The 15,364-nt window shown below is 56.3% G+C and carries 15 protein-coding genes; 9 read left to right on the forward strand and 6 right to left on the reverse strand.

What is annotated here, in order from left to right; genetic code table 11:
• Positions 1-94: 94 nt before the first annotated feature.
• The 4 genes from CPAR_RS04945 to CPAR_RS04960 all read left to right on the forward strand — a co-directional run bounded on the left by CPAR_RS04945 (position 95) and on the right by CPAR_RS04960 (position 4,955).
• Complete coding sequence (locus CPAR_RS04945) at positions 95-1,138, forward strand: BMP family lipoprotein (RefSeq protein WP_012502210.1); 1,044 nt, start codon at positions 95-97, stop codon at positions 1,136-1,138.
• An 80-nt stretch (positions 1,139-1,218) separates the two neighbouring features.
• Positions 1,219-2,214 (forward strand): SDR family oxidoreductase, encoded by a 996-nt coding sequence (locus tag CPAR_RS04950; RefSeq protein ID WP_012502211.1) that lies wholly within the window; start codon positions 1,219-1,221, stop codon positions 2,212-2,214.
• Positions 2,215-2,296: 82 nt separating this feature from the next.
• On the forward strand, positions 2,297-4,264 hold the full coding sequence (locus CPAR_RS04955) for a DUF294 nucleotidyltransferase-like domain-containing protein (RefSeq protein WP_012502212.1): 1,968 nt from the start codon (positions 2,297-2,299) through the stop codon (positions 4,262-4,264).
• Positions 4,257-4,955, forward strand: coding sequence for a 3'-5' exonuclease (locus CPAR_RS04960; RefSeq protein WP_012502213.1), 699 nt, complete (start codon positions 4,257-4,259; stop codon positions 4,953-4,955). Before CPAR_RS04955 ends, CPAR_RS04960 begins: the two co-directional genes overlap by 8 nt.
• Positions 4,956-5,017: 62 nt before the next feature.
• Here the strand turns inward: CPAR_RS04960 and CPAR_RS04965 are convergent, their stop codons facing one another.
• The 5 genes from CPAR_RS04965 to CPAR_RS04985 form a co-directional block, all read right to left on the reverse strand.
• On the reverse strand, positions 5,018-5,812 hold the full coding sequence (locus CPAR_RS04965) for a class I SAM-dependent methyltransferase (RefSeq protein WP_012502214.1): 795 nt from the start codon (positions 5,810-5,812) through the stop codon (positions 5,018-5,020).
• A 40-nt stretch (positions 5,813-5,852) separates the two neighbouring features.
• Positions 5,853-6,044 carry a hypothetical protein gene (locus CPAR_RS04970; protein WP_012502215.1) on the reverse strand — a complete coding sequence of 64 codons (192 nt, stop codon included), beginning with the start codon at positions 6,042-6,044 and terminating at the stop codon, positions 5,853-5,855.
• A 119-nt stretch (positions 6,045-6,163) separates the two neighbouring features.
• Positions 6,164-7,483 carry a dihydroorotase gene (locus CPAR_RS04975; protein ID WP_012502216.1) on the reverse strand — a complete coding sequence of 440 codons (1,320 nt, stop codon included), beginning with the start codon at positions 7,481-7,483 and terminating at the stop codon, positions 6,164-6,166.
• Positions 7,484-7,501: 18 nt separating this feature from the next.
• Entirely contained in the window at positions 7,502-8,215 is a 714-nt protein-coding gene (locus tag CPAR_RS04980; RefSeq protein WP_012502217.1) for a fumarylacetoacetate hydrolase family protein, read from the reverse strand.
• Between the two features lie 199 nt (positions 8,216-8,414).
• Complete coding sequence (locus tag CPAR_RS04985) at positions 8,415-8,645, reverse strand: hypothetical protein (protein ID WP_012502218.1); 231 nt, start codon at positions 8,643-8,645, stop codon at positions 8,415-8,417.
• Positions 8,646-8,984: 339 nt separating this feature from the next.
• On the opposite strand from CPAR_RS04985, the gene CPAR_RS04990 reads away from it, so the two are divergent.
• The 5 genes from CPAR_RS04990 (at position 8,985) to CPAR_RS05010 (ending at position 14,144) form a co-directional block, all read left to right on the forward strand.
• On the forward strand, positions 8,985-9,575 hold the full coding sequence (locus CPAR_RS04990) for a 5-formyltetrahydrofolate cyclo-ligase (protein ID WP_012502219.1): 591 nt from the start codon (positions 8,985-8,987) through the stop codon (positions 9,573-9,575).
• 20 nt (positions 9,576-9,595) lie between these two features.
• Complete coding sequence (gene ppk1, locus CPAR_RS04995) at positions 9,596-11,713, forward strand: polyphosphate kinase 1 (RefSeq protein WP_012502220.1); 2,118 nt, start codon at positions 9,596-9,598, stop codon at positions 11,711-11,713.
• Positions 11,710-12,144 carry a ribose 5-phosphate isomerase B gene (rpiB, locus tag CPAR_RS05000; RefSeq protein WP_012502221.1) on the forward strand — a complete coding sequence of 145 codons (435 nt, stop codon included), beginning with the start codon at positions 11,710-11,712 and terminating at the stop codon, positions 12,142-12,144. The genes ppk1 and rpiB overlap by 4 nt, the downstream gene beginning before the upstream one ends.
• Complete coding sequence (locus tag CPAR_RS05005; protein ID WP_012502222.1) at positions 12,145-12,828, forward strand: CBS domain-containing protein; 684 nt, start codon at positions 12,145-12,147, stop codon at positions 12,826-12,828.
• A gap of 98 nt (positions 12,829-12,926) precedes the next feature.
• Positions 12,927-14,144, forward strand: a complete 1,218-nt coding sequence (locus CPAR_RS05010) for a M20 metallopeptidase family protein (protein ID WP_012502223.1) — start codon at positions 12,927-12,929, stop codon at positions 14,142-14,144.
• A 194-nt stretch (positions 14,145-14,338) separates the two neighbouring features.
• Here CPAR_RS05010 and CPAR_RS05015 read toward each other — a convergent pair whose 3' ends face one another.
• On the reverse strand, positions 14,339-15,310 hold the full coding sequence (locus tag CPAR_RS05015; RefSeq protein WP_012502224.1) for a class II fructose-bisphosphate aldolase: 972 nt from the start codon (positions 15,308-15,310) through the stop codon (positions 14,339-14,341).
• Positions 15,311-15,364 lie beyond the last annotated feature (54 nt).

The following is a 15,364-nucleotide window of genomic DNA, read 5'->3' on the forward strand; positions in this document are numbered from 1 at the left end:
CGGAGATGATTTCCGGCGCGGCGGTTTCCAAAAACGGCGCGATTTTGTTACATTCCGTTCAATATTTTCGACGAATCAACCTCTCTTTACGGACATGGCGCATCGGCACTTTTCACCATCGCTCCTCAGGCTTTCGTCTTTCCTGCTCATTTTCGTTTCGCTTCTTGCCGGTTGTTCCGGTAAGGAAAAAGCGGCCAGCTCGAATCCGGACGCCTACAAGGTTGGGCTGGTGTTCGATGTCGGAGGTCGTGGCGACAAGTCGTTCAACGATTCTGCCTATAACGGACTCGAACTGGCCAAACAAAAGCTTGGCATCGATTTCGACTATATCGAGCCTCAGGGAGAGGGTGCAGACCGTGAGGCTGCATTGCGCCAGATGGCTGCCGATCCGGACGTAAAGCTCGTTATCGGTGTCGGCCTGCTCTTTACCGAAGATATTACGGCTATCGCCAAGGATTTTCCTGACAAGAAGTTCGCCTGTATCGATTACAATCCGCAGCCCGGAACCGAGATTCCGTCGAATCTTTCGGGGATTGTGTTCGAGGAGAAAAAGGGGTCGTTCCTGGCCGGGGCGCTTGCCGCACTTGAGTCCCAAACCGGTACGATCGGTTTTATCGGCGGCATGGATTCGAACATCATTCGCAAGTTCGAGAGTGGTTATGCAGCTGGTGCCCGCTATATGAAGCCGGACATCAAGATCATTACAAACTTCATCGGCATGACCGGCAGTGCGTTCAACGATCCGGCCAAAGGCAAAGAGCTGGCACTCGGTCAGTACAGCCGTGGCGCGGACATCATCTATCAGGCGGCTGGTGCAAGCGGTCTCGGCGTGATCGAAGCGGCCCGGGAGACTGGCAAGCTGGTGATCTGCACCGACATGGCACTTGAGTGGCCAGCGCCGGATCAGATGCTGACCAGCATCAACAAGGCGATCGACAAGGCGGTGCTGACCACGATTGACGATGCGATGAACGGCCGCTTCCAGGGAGGACGTCAGCGGATGTTCGGCCTTGACGGGCGCTACACCGATTACGTGTGGAACAGCGATACCGAAAAGCTGATCGATCCGGCCGTACATGAGCGCATCGAGAAGATTCGCCAGGACATTCTGGACGGCAACATCTCCGTTACGGAGTAAAACAATAGCGCCCGAAAGGGCTTTCAGCGCGGCAGGAGCTTATTGCGCGCATTTATTACCAACAGTTCTTGAGATCATCCGTGGGGAAAAAAATCGTCGTTACCGGAGGCACCGGCTTTATCGGCTCCCGCCTTGTGCACAAACTCGCTGAATCGGGGCACGAGGTCAATGCGCTTGTTCGTACGAGCTCCGACCTCACGTCGCTCAAGGGCTGCCTCGACAAGATCAATCTGGTGTATGGCGATGTCACCAATGCGTCGTCTCTGAAAGGTGTGTTCGATGGCGTCGATGAGGTCTATCATTGCGCCGGCATCACCTACATGGGGGGCAAGAAGAATCCGCTGCTTCAGAAAATCAACGTTGACGGTACCCGCCATGTGCTTGAAGCTTCGCGCTTGGCCGGTGTCAGGCGGGTTGTGCATGTCAGCTCGATTACTGCGGTCGGCATAAGCGGCCCGAACCGGAAATTCGACGAGGAGAGTCCCTGGAATTTCGATACGATCGATCTCGAATACGCTCGCACCAAGTATGTCGCCGAGCAGATCGTGGCCGAAGAGGTTCGCAAGGGGCTCGATTGCGTGATCGTGGTGCCGGCCTTTGTGTTCGGTGCCGGCGATATCAACTTCAATGCCGGTCGCATTATCAAGGATGTCTATAACCGCAAGATGCCGTTTTATCCCCTCGGAGGCATCTGCGTGGTCGATGTCGAGATTGTGGCCGAGACCCTGATAGCCGCGATGAACCAGGGGCGCAAAGGTGAACGCTACATCGTCGGCGGCGACAACGTTTCCTTCAAGGAGCTGGCGCAGACCATCATGAAGGTGACTGGTGTACATCAGCTTTCACTTCCGCTTCCAATATGGGCTGCGCATTTCATCACGTATCTTCTTAAATTCAGTAAGGAGAGGAACAGAATATCCAAGCTGTTCAACATGAGCATGTTCACCGTGGCTTCGAAGTTTCTTTATTTCGACTCATCGAAAGCGGAGCGTGAGCTGGGAATGCGCTACGAGCCCTACGAAAAGAGCATCAAGCGCACGTTCGAGTGGTATCGTGAACACCGCATGCTGGTCTGACTTTCTGTCCCATTCCTGTCACATCGTTCCGGTGCGGCCATAGATAAGAGGATGAACCCGCCAATCTTCGGGAGTCTCAGGCATGAACAACGCTACTCCGTCCAACACCATTGTCGAGAGGGTCGCTGCCGATCTCGGCAAATATCCACCTTTTGACCATCTTTCCGAAGAACGGATTCGCAAAATAGCTGAATCGTTGTTTGTCGAGTACCATGAGGAGGGCGAAATGCTTTTCCGGAAAGGTGATGAGCTCGGTAAGGTTTCCTACATGGTGATGAAGGGGGCTGTCCGCCTGTACGATACCATCGACGGCGAGGAGGTGCTTGTCGATCTGTGTGACGAGGGCGATCTGTTCGGCGTGCGGGCCATTTTCGGTACCAGTGACTACCTGCTTTCGGCGCAGGTCGTTGAAGAGAGTCTGCTGTTTGCCATTCCGGTTGAGACGATTCGCGAGCTGTCCCAGTCCGAACCTTCGGTTGCGGCATTCTTTACCGGCGCGATCGCAAAAAGCGTGCAGAATATCGAGCACTCGCTCTCCGAAGCGTTCGACTTGCGCCGGGGTTCTATGGAACCCTCCGAGCTTACCCTCAGATGCCTGCTCGATAACGAGCCTCTCGTGGTCGATCAGGTGCGTGACGTGATCACCTGTTCGCCAGATATTTCTATCCGGGAGGCGGCCAAAATCATGTCCGACAACAACATCGGCTCGATTATCGTCGTCTCCGAAGAGCGCCATCCACTTGGCATCATCACCGATACCGACCTGCGCAAAAAGGTTGTGGCCGTGCCAGGCCAGGTCAGCGATCGCCCGGTGAGCGAGATCATGAGCAGTCCGGTCTATACGATCACCGCTGGCAAGACCGTGGCCGACATGACGATGCTCATGGTCAGAACCAAGCTTCGACACTTTTGCATCACCGAGGACGGCACTCTGAACAGTCCGATTACGGGCATCATTTCGGAGCACGACATCGTGACCTCCGAAGGGGTTAATCCCGCGGTGCTCATGAAGTCGATCATGCAGTCGGAGAGCGTAGAGCAGCTGAGCGCCGAGCGCGACAAGGCCGAAAAGCTTCTGCAGATGTACATCGCTCAGGAGGTTTCAATCCACTTCGTGCTGAATATTTTCGCCGAGCTGAACGACGCGGTGATCGTCAAGGCGATTGACTTCGCCATTGCTGAAATGAACGCAGAGGGCTTGGCGATGCCCGATGTGGAGTTCTGCTGGCTGTCGCTGGGCAGCGAGGGACGCAAGGAGCAGTTGCTCCGCACCGATCAGGACAACGCGATTCTCTACGCCGATCCGCCTCCGGAAGGCAGGGAAGCGGCGGAGCGCTACTTCCTCGAACTTGGCAAGCGGGTGTGCGCCACGCTGGTGGCTTGCGGTTTTACGAAGTGCCCGGCGGATATCATGGCCAGCAATCCGCAATGGTGCCAGCCGCTCGGCGGGTGGATGAACTATTTCCGCAAGTGGATCCAGACGCCTGAGCCGAAAGCGTTGATGCACTCGACGATCTTTTTCGATTTCCGTCCGGTCTATGGCAGCACTTCGCTGGCTGTCGAGATGAAACGGCAGATTCTGAAGGAGGTCGAACAGGGCCGTGGCTTCCTGCAGTTTTTTGCCAAGAACGCCTTGCAGAATCCGCCACCGCTCGGATTTTTCAGGAACTTCCTTGTGGAGAAAAGCCGCGAACACGCTCACGAGTTCGACATCAAGGCTCGGGCCATGATGCCGCTTTCCGATGCGGCTCGAGTGCTGGTGTACGAGCAGAAGATCGGAGAATTTCTGAGTACAACCGAACGGTTCAGGCGGCTCGGTCAGGTGATTTCAGGTTTCGAAGAGCTGGCTTCGGAAGCAATTGAGGCCTATGAGTTTCTGATTCTTCTGAAAACAAAGCATGGCCTGGCCAACGACTCTTCAGGTCGTTATATCGATCCGGAAGGGCTTAACAAGATCGAACGCCAGATGCTCAGAAACGTCTTTTCAACCATCGGCAAGGTGCAGAGCATGCTCAACCTCCGGTTCCAGCTCGACTACATCCGTGATTGAGCTGATCCAGAAAAAGCTGCTCTTGCGGAAGTGCCGGAACGGAGAGCTGCCGGAGAGCGTCTGCCGCTACCTGCACCGGTTCGACGAAGGCTTTCGCGCACAGACGCCGATAGAGGATGCGCGTTTCGTCATTTACGATACCGAAACCACCGGATTCGATTTCAGGCATGACCGGATCATTTCGATCGGCGCGGTCGGCACGAAAGGGGAGGTGATCGATATCGCCGATTCGTTCGAGGTGCTGCTTCGTCAGGAGGTGTGCAGCGAGCGCGATGCGGTGACGGTGCATGGCCTGCTCAAGCGCGATATCGACAGCGGTCTGGAAGAGAGCGAGGCGGTTTGCCGTTTTCTGGACTATCTCGGCAATGCGGTGATCGTGGCGCATCATGCCGATTTCGATATCGCCATGATCAATCAGGTGCTTTCGAGGCGCTTCGGAATGCGGCTCTTCAACGAAGCTCTCGATACGGCCAGCTTTGCCAAACGGCTTGAAAAAGGTCCCTACTACAACCTTGCGCATAAGGGTGGTGAGTACCGCCTTGACAACCTCTGCGCCCGTTACGGCATCCGCCTCTACGACCGCCACACCGCACCAGGGGACGCCTACCTTACCGCCCAGCTTTTCCAGCGCCTTCTCGCGCTTGGCCGCAAAGCGGGTATCGATACGCTCGGCAAGCTCTTGCTGAAGTGACGTTGCCGCGGCAAAAAGTCCAGGACAATCCAGATTGAAATCGGAATCGGAAGGCTCGTTCGTCAGGAGACGGCCGGTTTGCGGGCAAGCAGCATCATGCGCGGTGATGTGGCTGCTTCGAACGTGGAGCCTTCATAGTCGCCGATGATGCGTTCTAGGCTGAATCCTGCCGACTCAAGCAGCCCAATTGCTTCATCGGGCGTGAAGAATCTGACCGACTCGGTAAAAGAGTGGCTCTTGCCGTTCTCTTCGGTGAGGGTGAGGCGCTTGGTGACGTGATGATCGGAAAGGGTACGCTCTTCGGTGATCCGCAGGCCGCGGTTGCTGCGTTCGGTGCGCGGCACGAAGTTGCGTTTCAGGTGCTCGGGATTGAGCAGGTCGAGCACGTACCAGCCGCCGGGGCGGAGCATCGAGAAGACGTGGCCCAGAATGTCGCGATCCTCTTCGTCAGTCTCGAAATAGCCGAAGCTGGAGAAGAGCTGGGTAGCGAGGTCGAACTGCCGGTCGAACCGGATAGTGCGCATGTCCTGGCGGCTGAAGTCGATTTCAAGCCCTTCCTTGCGGGCAAGGTCGCGAGCCTGGTCGAGCAGAAATGCCGAGAGGTCGTTGGCGGTTACCGTCAGTCCTGAGCGGGCGAATTCAGCTGCGTGCCGCCCTGCGCCGCAGGCGATATCGAGCATCGAGGCCGGGGGATTAGTGGCTTCAAGGCCGGTCAGTGACAGGATGGTGTGTGCACAACGAGCCGCTTCCTTCTGGTCGCGGTGCTGGTAAACTTCGAGGTAGAGGGGATGGTCGAACCATTCTTCGAACCATTCCCGGGTTTCATTGTCCCGGGAATGTGTCTGGTGATCGCTCATGCGAAAAAGGAGGGATGAATAGCCTTGAGCCGGGAGGGAATTACTTACCCTGGGCGGTCATGGCTTTTTTCAGGACATCCACATCATTCTCCCCATTGGGAATGCGGACGTTTTTCTCGACGAATTTCCAGGCGTTGGTTTTTTCGGATTTCACCGAATAGACCAGTTTTGCCATTTTGAAATCAGCTGCGCCTTTTTTCTGCTTGTCACCGAACGTTTGTTTTTTGGCCATGGGTCGTAAAAGAAATACTTAGAGTTGACGCTGAATCTTTGCCTTCAGATAAAATGATACCGAAAGTAAGAAAAATCGTGTAAAGAAAAAAGATAAAATATTGTATCGCTTCAGTCGTTTTATCGCATAATGAGCTTTGCCTTGTTGTAAATACCGAGCGCTTTACCCTTGAGCTTGCGGCCCAAGAAAGGCGTGTTTCTCGATTTCGAACCGAACTCATCGTCGCTGACCGTCCACTCAAGATCGGGGTCGATGATGGCAAAGTTGGCTTTCTTGCCGGGTTTGAAGAGAATCTCTTCCAGCCCCATGATGCGCCTCGGATTGGTCGAAAGCAGTTCGATAGCCCGTGACAGGGTGATGACGCCCTTGTCCACCAGCTCGGTAATGGTGAGCCCCAGCGAGGTTTCGAGGCCGATGATGCCGAAGGCCGCCTGGTCGGGCGGACACTCCTTCTCGTGGCGGGCGTGCGGGGCATGGTCGGTGGCGATGGCCTCGATGGTGCCGTCGCGGAGCCCTTCGATGAGTGCGTCACGATTTTCTTCGGAGGGGAGCGGCGGCTTCATGATGTAGTTGCCTTTTTCTTTCGCGGCTACCAGATCGTTTTCGGTGAGGGTGAAGTGGTGCGGCGTCACTTCGCAGGAGGCCTTCAGGCCAGCGGCCTTGGCCTTGCGCACCAGATCGACCGAGGCTGCCGTACTGATGTGCGCCACATGGTAGCGCGGCTCCGGCAGGGCGCCGCTGAGCTTGTGCTTTTTCAGCCAGGTGATCAGTTGCAGGTCACGGCCGATCATGATCGGTTCGGCCACTTCGGGGATACCTTTCAGGCCGAGCATGGCCGATGCTGCGCCGTCGTTCATGATACCGCCAGCGGTGAGGTATTTGTCTTCGGCATGCTGGATCAGCAGCAGGTCGAAATTGGCTGTGTACTCGACGGCCAGCCGCATGATCTGCGTGTTCTGGATCGCCGTGCCGTCATCTGAAATAGCTTTGACGCCATAGGAACTGTACTTGCCGTAAGGGGCGAGCGCTTCGCCGAGGCTTCCGACGGTCATGGCGCCGATCACTTCGATGTCGATCGGCAGTTCGGCGCTGTGGTGGCGGATGTAGGCCACACCGAGCGGGCTGTCGATGACCGGCTTGGTGTTCGGCATAAGCGCCACGCCGGTGAAGCCGCCTGCGACTGCTGCTGCCGAGCCGCTCTCAAGCGTCTCCTTGTACTCCTGGCCCGGTTCCCTGAAGTGGCAATGCATGTCGAACAGGCCGGGTGCGAGCACCTTGCCTTCCAGATCGATGATGAGATCGCCGTCTCCGGCTGCTATGGTTTCCGCGCCGGTAGCTACGGCTTCGATGATGCCTTGGTCGTCGATTTTTATCGAACCCGTGGTATCGAGGTCTTCGGCCGGGTTCAGGAGTCTTGCGTTTAGGAAGAGTGTGCTCATGATCGGGATGTGAATGATTCAGGAAACTGTTGCTTCAAGCAAGGCCAGACGGGTCGTCTGAACATGTTGTTTGCCTCCGGTTTCGAGGGAGACTTCGAGCCGATCTCCGGGCAGGACGCTTCCGACACCAGCCGGTGTGCCGGTGAAGATGAGGTCTCCTGCCCGGAGTCCATAAATATACGACAAATAGTGCACCAGATAGGCCGGTGAAAAGGTCATGGCCGCCACGGGGGAGTGTTGTTTGAGTTCGCCGTTCAGCTTCAGTGAAATCGACAGTTCGCTCCATGCTCCCGCCTTGTCAGGCGCGATGAAATCCGAGGCGAGAGCGCTGTTGCGGAATCCTTTGCTTTTCAGCCAGGGATTCCCGCCCTTTTTGGCTTCGAGCTGCACATCCCGGAGCGTCATGTCGAGTCCTGCAGCGTAACCGGCGATGTATGACGCAGCTTCTTCAATCGAGACTTTTTCGGCGTCCCGCCCAATAAGCAGTACCAGTTCGCCTTCGTAATGGAGGCTTGCGCTGACTGGACGGCCCTCGAACAGCGGAATCGAGGTAGTGCCATCGTCGGAGAGCGCCGAGCCGGGCTTCATAAAGATGATCGGCTCGTTCTCATGCGTCTCGTCGGTTGCCGTCTCCCAGGCTTCCCAGGTCGCCATTTCGCGGGCGTGATCGGGATAGTTTTTGCCGACGCAGAAAATCGAACGGGGCGTGGCTGGCAGTGTGAGGTGATGCATAACGGTGCTGCTTCGGAGATGAACGTTGCATCACAATGTACGCCACGCACGCTGCTCGTCCAACCTTTTCAACCAAGGGTAGCTTAGGGTGGTAAATGAGAAAAGCCCTTTACGTTTAGGCAGCGTAAAGGGCTTTTGAGTTTGTCGCGCCATTGCTTCGTTCAGTTTGAACAGGTGGGCGACGGGACACTTCTCAGGCTTACTGTTTTGGAGCGATTGCCGAAGTGATGGCTTTGGTTACGCCCTCGACGAGCTGGGTAGCCGAGTTGATGGTGGTGGTGCACAGCTCGATAGCAGCGTTGCTGACCGGCTGAACAGTGTCGGTAGCGGTTTTGACAGCGCTTCCGGCCATGTCGGTTGCCTGCTGGGCAAGGTCGCCGACAGCCGTGAAGAGATCGCTGAATACGCCGTTTCCTGATTCGTTTGCCATGATTGTCTATGATTTATGGTTTGATGAAAAGGTAGAAAAAAATCGATGCAGGCTACAGTTGTGGAGTTTCATAAACTTGTGCCCAATACTTTAAATGTAATACAATCCGCCCTTATTTCACATAACCGAAAGCGTTGAAACGTATGTTGAGCATTGTGGCCGAAGCGGGCATTAAGTTCTGCTTCTAAAGGCAACGGTTAAAATGCGTTCTGTTCTGCGTTATCGGCTTCTGTTTTATTATCTTAACATTTCTAATCCAACGGGCTGATCGGAGGGTTTTGCCGGACGTTGGCGAAAGGGATCAACAGCCGTCATGGCTTGTTTTTTTGCAGGTTAAAGATGATGAACAGCAAGGTGGACATCCGCAGGGAGCTGCTTTTGAAGCGCAGGGCTCTGAGTCGGGAGGCATGGCTTGAAAAAAGCGGAACAATCCGGCAGTGGCTCATGACCATGCCGGAGCTGCTCGGTGCAGGAAAGGTTCACTGCTACGTTTCGATGGAACGTGACCGGGAGGTAGGGACGCTCGAAGTGCTCGAATGGCTTTGCAGCGAACGGAAAGCGGTGTTCATGCCTTATATTGAGCGTGACCGGATGCTTGCAGTGCGCTATTTGCCAAGCCAGCGATTCGAAGCTGCCAAAATAGGCCCTCCGCTTCCTGTGCCGCTTGAACTTACTGACGAGCGGTGTTTCGATGCTGTGATTGTGCCGCTTGTCGGTTTCGATCGTCAGGGGGGACGCATTGGCTTTGGAAAAGGGTGGTACGACCGATTTTTCGAGGAGTTGTCAACCCGTGGCATCAGCCCGGTCAGAGTCGGCCTGGCGTTCGATTGCCAGGAGGTGCTGGCGGTTCCTTTCGACCCATGGGACCAGCGGCTCGACTATGTGGTAACTGAAACCGGGATCATCAAGTGTTTGAACAGCAGGTCATGAAGAGCGGACAAAACCGAACCATGGTTGCGGCGCCGGAAACGGACCTGCGCGATCCGTCGCTCTACGTGAACCGGGAGCTGAGCTGGATCGATTTCAACCAGCGCGTGCTGGAGGAGGCGACCGATCTGCTGGCACATCCGCTGCTCGAACGCATCAAGTTTATCTCGATTTTCAGCTCGAATCTCGACGAGTTCTTTATGATCCGTGTAGCCGGTCTTGACGACCAGTGCGCGGCGGGCATCACGGAGCGTTCGGTCGATGGCCTGACGCCGATGGAGATGGTCGAGAAGATTCGGGAGCAGGTCAGCGAACAGCTCCGTCAGCGCAACGCCTGTTTTTTCGAGGTGCTCTATCCGGCGCTGAAGAAAAAGGGGATCGAGTTCGTTCTTGCCTCGTCGCTCACTCCGCACCAGCAGAAGGTGCTTCAGGAGTTCTTCCGCAAGGAGATTTTTCCGGTGCTGACTCCGCTGGCGTTCGATACCGGCCATCCGTTTCCCTTCATGTCCAACCTGTCACTCAATCTGGCAATCGAGCTTGAGGACGAGGAGAGCGGCTCGATCAAGTTCGCCAGGGTCAAGGTGCCGGGCATTCTGCCAAGGTTCATAAGGCTCGACGAGATCGAAGGGCTCGATTTCACCGACGACCGCATCCGGTTGCTCCGGCTCGAAGATTTGATCGAGCACAACCTGTGGCAGCTCTTCCCGAAGATGCGCATCCTGCAGTGCCATCCGTTCAGGATCATCCGCGACGCCGACATCGAGATCGAGGAGGACGAGGCGGGCGATCTGCTCGAAAGCATCGAGCAGGGGGTGCGTTCGCGTCGTTATGGCAAGGTGGTGCGGCTGGATGTCAATCCGGAAATGCCGCATTCCATCAGGAGCCTGTTGGTCAAGAATCTTGAGATTTACGAGCGCAACGTCTACGAAATCGGTGGATTTCTTGGCATGAGCGCGCTGATGGAGCTGCTTAAAATCGACCGGCCCGATCTGAAAGACAAGGCGTTCGTGCCGAACAATCCGCTCGACGACAAGCGTCAGCCGGACATGTTTGCGCGGCTCCGTTCGGGCGATATGCTGCTGTATCATCCGTACGATTCGTTCAAGCCGGTGGTCGATCTCGTCTGGCAGGCGGCGCGCGATCCCGATGTGCTTTCCATCAAGCAGACGCTTTACCGCACCGGCAGTAACTCACCGATCATCAAGGCGCTGATGTTTGCCGCCGAGCAGCATAAGCAGGTTGCCGTTCTGGTGGAGCTGAAGGCGCGCTTCGACGAGGAGAACAACATCCTTTGGGCAAGGGCGCTCGAAGATGTTGGCGCACACGTGGTGTACGGTTTGCCGAACCTGAAGACCCACGCCAAATTGACGCTCATCGTCCGGCGTGAGCAGGGGAAGCTTTGCCACTACCTGCATCTGGGAACCGGAAATTATAACTCGATTACGGCCAAAATTTACACCGATTACAGCTATCTGACCACGAACAAAGCGCTTGCCGACGATGTGTCGGAGCTGTTCAATTCGCTGACTGGCTACTCAAAGCATCGCAACTACCGCTCGCTGATCGTCTCGCCGCTGCACACCCGGCGGTGGGCGCTGGAGATGATCCAGCGTGAAATCGAATGGCAGAAGCAGGGACGCGGCGGCCGGATCGTCATCAAGATGAACTCGCTGGTCGATGAGGAGATCATCAGGGCGCTCTACCGCGCATCGATGGCAGGGGTTGAGATCGACCTGATCATCCGCGGCATCTGCTGCCTGAAGCCTGGCGTGCCGGGAGTGAGCGACAACATCCGCGTGGTGAGCATTATCGGACGTTTTCTGGAACACAGCAGGGCCTTCTATTTTGGCAACGGCGGTAACGGTGAGCTGTTCATGGGCAGCGCCGATTTCATGCCGCGCAATCTTGATCGCCGCGTTGAAACCATTTTCCCTGTGCTCGACCAGAAGCTCGTGGGGTCGGTCGTAGCCGATCTGGAGCTGATGCTTCGCGATAACCGGAAGTCCTGGGAGATGAATCCCGACGGAACCTACAGCAGAACGAAAAAGGAGGCTCGCAGCGTGACCGATAGCCAGCGGCTGTTCATGCGGCGTGCGCTCCGGAGAAAGAAAACCCACAAAACCAAAGTTAACGGATTATGAACATTGCAGTTGGAAGCGACCACGCAGGCGTGGAAATGAAGAAAAGCGTCATCGCCTGGCTCGAAAAGAACGGCCACACCGCTGAGGATATGGGGCCATATACCGAAGAGTCGGTCGATTACCCCGATTTCGCCCATAAGGTGTGCAGCGCAGTTCTGGAAGGCAAAGCCGATCAGGGGATTCTGATGTGTGGCACCGGTATCGGCATGTCCATCGCGGCCAACAAGGTGAAGGGCATTCGCGCCGGGCTGGCGTGCGGCCCTGAATTCGCGGCACTTGCCCGTCAGCACAACAACGCCAACGTGCTCTGCTTTGCGGCGCGCTTCAACGATGTGCCCACTGCCGAGAAGATTCTCGAAAGCTGGTTTGCTTCGGAGTTCGAGGGAGGCCGTCACCAGCGCCGTGTCGATAAACTTGAAGCCGGTAGCTGAATGAGCGTCACCTTCTCATATCTGGCCGATGCGGTCTCTACAGCGTTCACCATTGGTGATCCGCTGGAAGAGGTGACCAAAACGCTTGTCGCCAAAGAGCTTGAATGTGCTCCGGCGCTTGACGATGGCCGTTATGTTGGCATGGTGTCCCTGTCACGATTGCTGCGGGATCGGGAAGGGACACCTGATGCCTCACAAACGCTTGGCGCGGATATGATCGAGAAGGCACGTGCCTACGGGCCGGACGAGCAGCTTTTCGACAACCTCTCCGCTGTTGCGTCAGCCAGGTGTGGAATTGTGCCGGTTGTCGATGAAGATGAACGGTTGGAAGGGGTGGTTTCCAAAAGCCGTGTCCTTGCGTTCCTCGCTGACCGGATGCACTCCGGTGAAGGCGGCTACAACCTTGAGATCGAGGTGCCGCCAACAGGCACGAAGCTCTCGGAGATAATCGAGACGATTGAAAAAAACGACGCTTCCGTGCTGAGCTTCACCTCATGGCCTACCGGGCCAGGTCAGGCTGGCAACATTATCTTTTTCCGGCTCGCCACTCACGACTTTTACCGGCTTATCCGGAATATGGAGAAATACGGTTACCTTATCCGGTACCATTCCCTTTTCCCTGAAGCCGGTTACGACGAGCTTCGGGAAAAAGCCCTTGAGTTCATCCGCTACATGGATATGTAGCCGTGTTGTTGCCTTGATGCTATTGGCGCTCATTGCACGGAGAAAGGGGCAATTTCAGAGTTTTTGACTTCACGAAGTCACCACGAACGATATGGTTTATGCAGAATGATGAATTGAGCATCCTTGCCACGAGGGTCAGAGAGGCTGCGCAACGGTTGTATCCGGATATAGCTGCGGTGCGTCGGCATCTGCACATGCACCCGGAACTTTCGTACCAGGAGTTTCGCACCACAGCCTTCATCAAGGAGTATCTTGCCAAACTCGGCATCGAGCCCGAGCCTCAGCTTCTCGAAACGGGCGTCGTTGCCGTGCTGCGTGGAACGGGCGCTCCAGAGTCCAAAGAGCGCAAAACGGTCGCGCTGCGGGCGGACATCGATGCCCTTCCGCTTCAGGAGGAGAACTCGCACGACTTCTGCTCGACTGAAGCGGGATGCATGCATGCCTGCGGTCACGATATGCACACGGCGATGCTGCTCGGTGCGGCATCTGTGCTCAGCGATATGAAGGATGAACTGAACGGCGATGTGCTGCTGATTTTCCAGCCAGCCGAAGAGAAAGCGCCGGGCGGCGCGAAGCCGATGATCGATGCCGGTCTGCTGAAACGTTACCAGCCGTCAGCCATTTTTGCCCAGCACTGCTTTTCCAGCGTTCAGAGCGGCTCGGTCGCCATGTGCAAGGGCGGCTTCATGGCTGCCGCTGACGAGCTGTACATCACCGTGCACGGGCAGGGAGGCCACGCCTCGTCGCCGCACAAGACCCGAGACCCGATTCTTGCCTCAGCCCACATCATCACGGCGCTCCAGCATCTGGTTAGCCGCGTGGCGCCGCCGCACGAACCCGCAGTGCTCTCGATCGCCTCAATCAACGGCGGCCACGCCACCAACATCATTCCCGGCAAGGTGACGATGCAGGGCACCATGCGAACCATGAATGAAGAGCTTCGTTCGCTTCTGCACGAGCGCTTCGAGAAGACGGTCAAACAGGTGGCCGAAGCGTTCGAGGTCGAAGCCGACGTCGAAATACGGTTCGGCTATCCGGTGCTCTACAACGATCCCGATATGACCGATCTGGCCTGGGAAGCCGCCAAGGAGTATCTCGGCGACGAAAACGTGCACCCCTCCGCGCCGCTCATGACCGCCGAGGATTTCGCTTACTACCTGCGAGAATGTCCGGGAAGTTTCTGGCAGCTCGGCACCGGTCTTGCTGATGACAAGCCGGGGAATCTGCTGCATTCACCGACCTTTAATCCCGACGAGCACTCACTCGAAACCGGCGTTGGCATGATGAGCTATCTTGCCTTGCGTTACTTGCGGTAAGGGGGGCGTTCTGATTTTTTGTGATTGTAGGGATGAACCTGTGTGTTCGCCCTCTCTTGCGGTTTATGTACAGATTGCAAAGGGCAACCGCAAGGGATTGCCCCTACAAGACAGAAGTGGAAAGAAAGGGAAAAGAAAAAGGCTGTCACGAATTGTCGGGACAGCCTTTTTTGACTGGCGGGGAAAGCGTTCTTTTACGCTTTGCCGTTCGAACCGAGCACGTTGATAATTTTGTGCTTGTAGAGCTCTTTGAGGGCTTCGCGAGCCGGTCCGAGATATTTGCGAGGATCGAACTCTTCCGGCTTTTCGTCGAGCACCTTGCGCACGGCAGCAGTCATTGCCAGGCGACCGTCGGAGTCGATGTTGATCTTGCAGACTGCCGAGCGCGCTGCTTCGCGGAGCTGATCTTCGCCGATGCCGACCGCGTCCTTGAGCTTGCCGCCGTGGGCGTTGATCATCTGCACCAGATCCTGCGGTACCGACGAAGCGCCGTGCAGCACGATGGGGAAGCCGGGAATGCGCTTCTCGATCTCAGCGAGAATGTCGAGCCTGATTTTATGATCTTCACCCGGTTTGAACTTGAACGCGCCGTGCGAGGTGCCGATGGCGATGGCCAGGCTGTCCACGCCGGTTTTGCCGACGAAGTCCTCGACCTGGTCGGGCTCCGTGTAGGTGTGCTCGGCGGCATGCACATCGTCTTCGATGCCGGCCAGCACGCCGAGTTCGCCCTCGACGGTGACATCATGCTGGTGCGCAAACTCCACGACCTTGCGGGTCAGTTTCACGTTTTCGTCGTAGCTCAGGTGAGAGCCGTCGATCATCACCGATGAAAAGCCGGTTTCGATGCAGTCCTTGCAAAGCTCGAAGCTGTCGCCGTGGTCGAGGTGCAGCACAATCGGAACGGCGCAACCGAGTTCAGCGGCATATTCAACAGCACCGGCAGCCAGATGGCGCAGGAGGGTCTGGTTCGCATAGTTCCGGGCGCCTTTCGATACCTGCAGGATGACCGGCGAGGAGGTTTCCGCGCAAGCCATGATGATTGCCTGCAGCTGTTCGAGATTGTTGAAGTTGTAGGCAGGAATGGCATAGCCGCCGCTGACCGCCTTGGCAAAAAGATCACGACTGTTAACGAGCCCCAGCTCTTTGTAACTGGTGATTTTCGACATAAAAAGCTCTCCGTTTGGATTTGTTGGGTTATCGGCGTTAATCGGGGTGGTCTG

This window comes from Chlorobaculum parvum NCIB 8327, from assembly GCF_000020505.1.
In the GTDB taxonomy this organism is placed as follows: domain Bacteria; phylum Bacteroidota; class Chlorobiia; order Chlorobiales; family Chlorobiaceae; genus Chlorobaculum; species Chlorobaculum parvum_A.

What these genes read in the sequence shown, in the direction of transcription:
- CPAR_RS04945 (WP_012502210.1), top strand. Translation starts at nt 95, where the DNA reads ATGGCGCATCGGCACTTTTCACCATCGCTCCTCAGGCTTTCGTCTTTC.
- CPAR_RS04955 (WP_012502212.1), top strand. Translation starts at nt 2,297, where the DNA reads ATGAACAACGCTACTCCGTCCAACACCATTGTCGAGAGGGTCGCTGCC.
- CPAR_RS04965 (WP_012502214.1), bottom strand. Translation starts at nt 5,812, where the DNA reads ATGAGCGATCACCAGACACATTCCCGGGACAATGAAACCCGGGAATGG.
- CPAR_RS04970 (WP_012502215.1), bottom strand. Translation starts at nt 6,044, where the DNA reads ATGGCCAAAAAACAAACGTTCGGTGACAAGCAGAAAAAAGGCGCAGCT.
- CPAR_RS04975 (WP_012502216.1), bottom strand. Translation starts at nt 7,483, where the DNA reads ATGAGCACACTCTTCCTAAACGCAAGACTCCTGAACCCGGCCGAAGAC.
- CPAR_RS04980 (WP_012502217.1), bottom strand. Translation starts at nt 8,215, where the DNA reads ATGCATCACCTCACACTGCCAGCCACGCCCCGTTCGATTTTCTGCGTC.
- CPAR_RS04985 (WP_012502218.1), bottom strand. Translation starts at nt 8,645, where the DNA reads ATGGCAAACGAATCAGGAAACGGCGTATTCAGCGATCTCTTCACGGCT.
- CPAR_RS04990 (WP_012502219.1), top strand. Translation starts at nt 8,985, where the DNA reads ATGATGAACAGCAAGGTGGACATCCGCAGGGAGCTGCTTTTGAAGCGC.
- ppk1 (WP_012502220.1), top strand. Translation starts at nt 9,596, where the DNA reads ATGGTTGCGGCGCCGGAAACGGACCTGCGCGATCCGTCGCTCTACGTG.
- rpiB (WP_012502221.1), top strand. Translation starts at nt 11,710, where the DNA reads ATGAACATTGCAGTTGGAAGCGACCACGCAGGCGTGGAAATGAAGAAA.
- CPAR_RS05005 (WP_012502222.1), top strand. Translation starts at nt 12,145, where the DNA reads ATGAGCGTCACCTTCTCATATCTGGCCGATGCGGTCTCTACAGCGTTC.
- CPAR_RS05010 (WP_012502223.1), top strand. Translation starts at nt 12,927, where the DNA reads ATGCAGAATGATGAATTGAGCATCCTTGCCACGAGGGTCAGAGAGGCT.
- CPAR_RS05015 (WP_012502224.1), bottom strand. Translation starts at nt 15,310, where the DNA reads ATGTCGAAAATCACCAGTTACAAAGAGCTGGGGCTCGTTAACAGTCGT.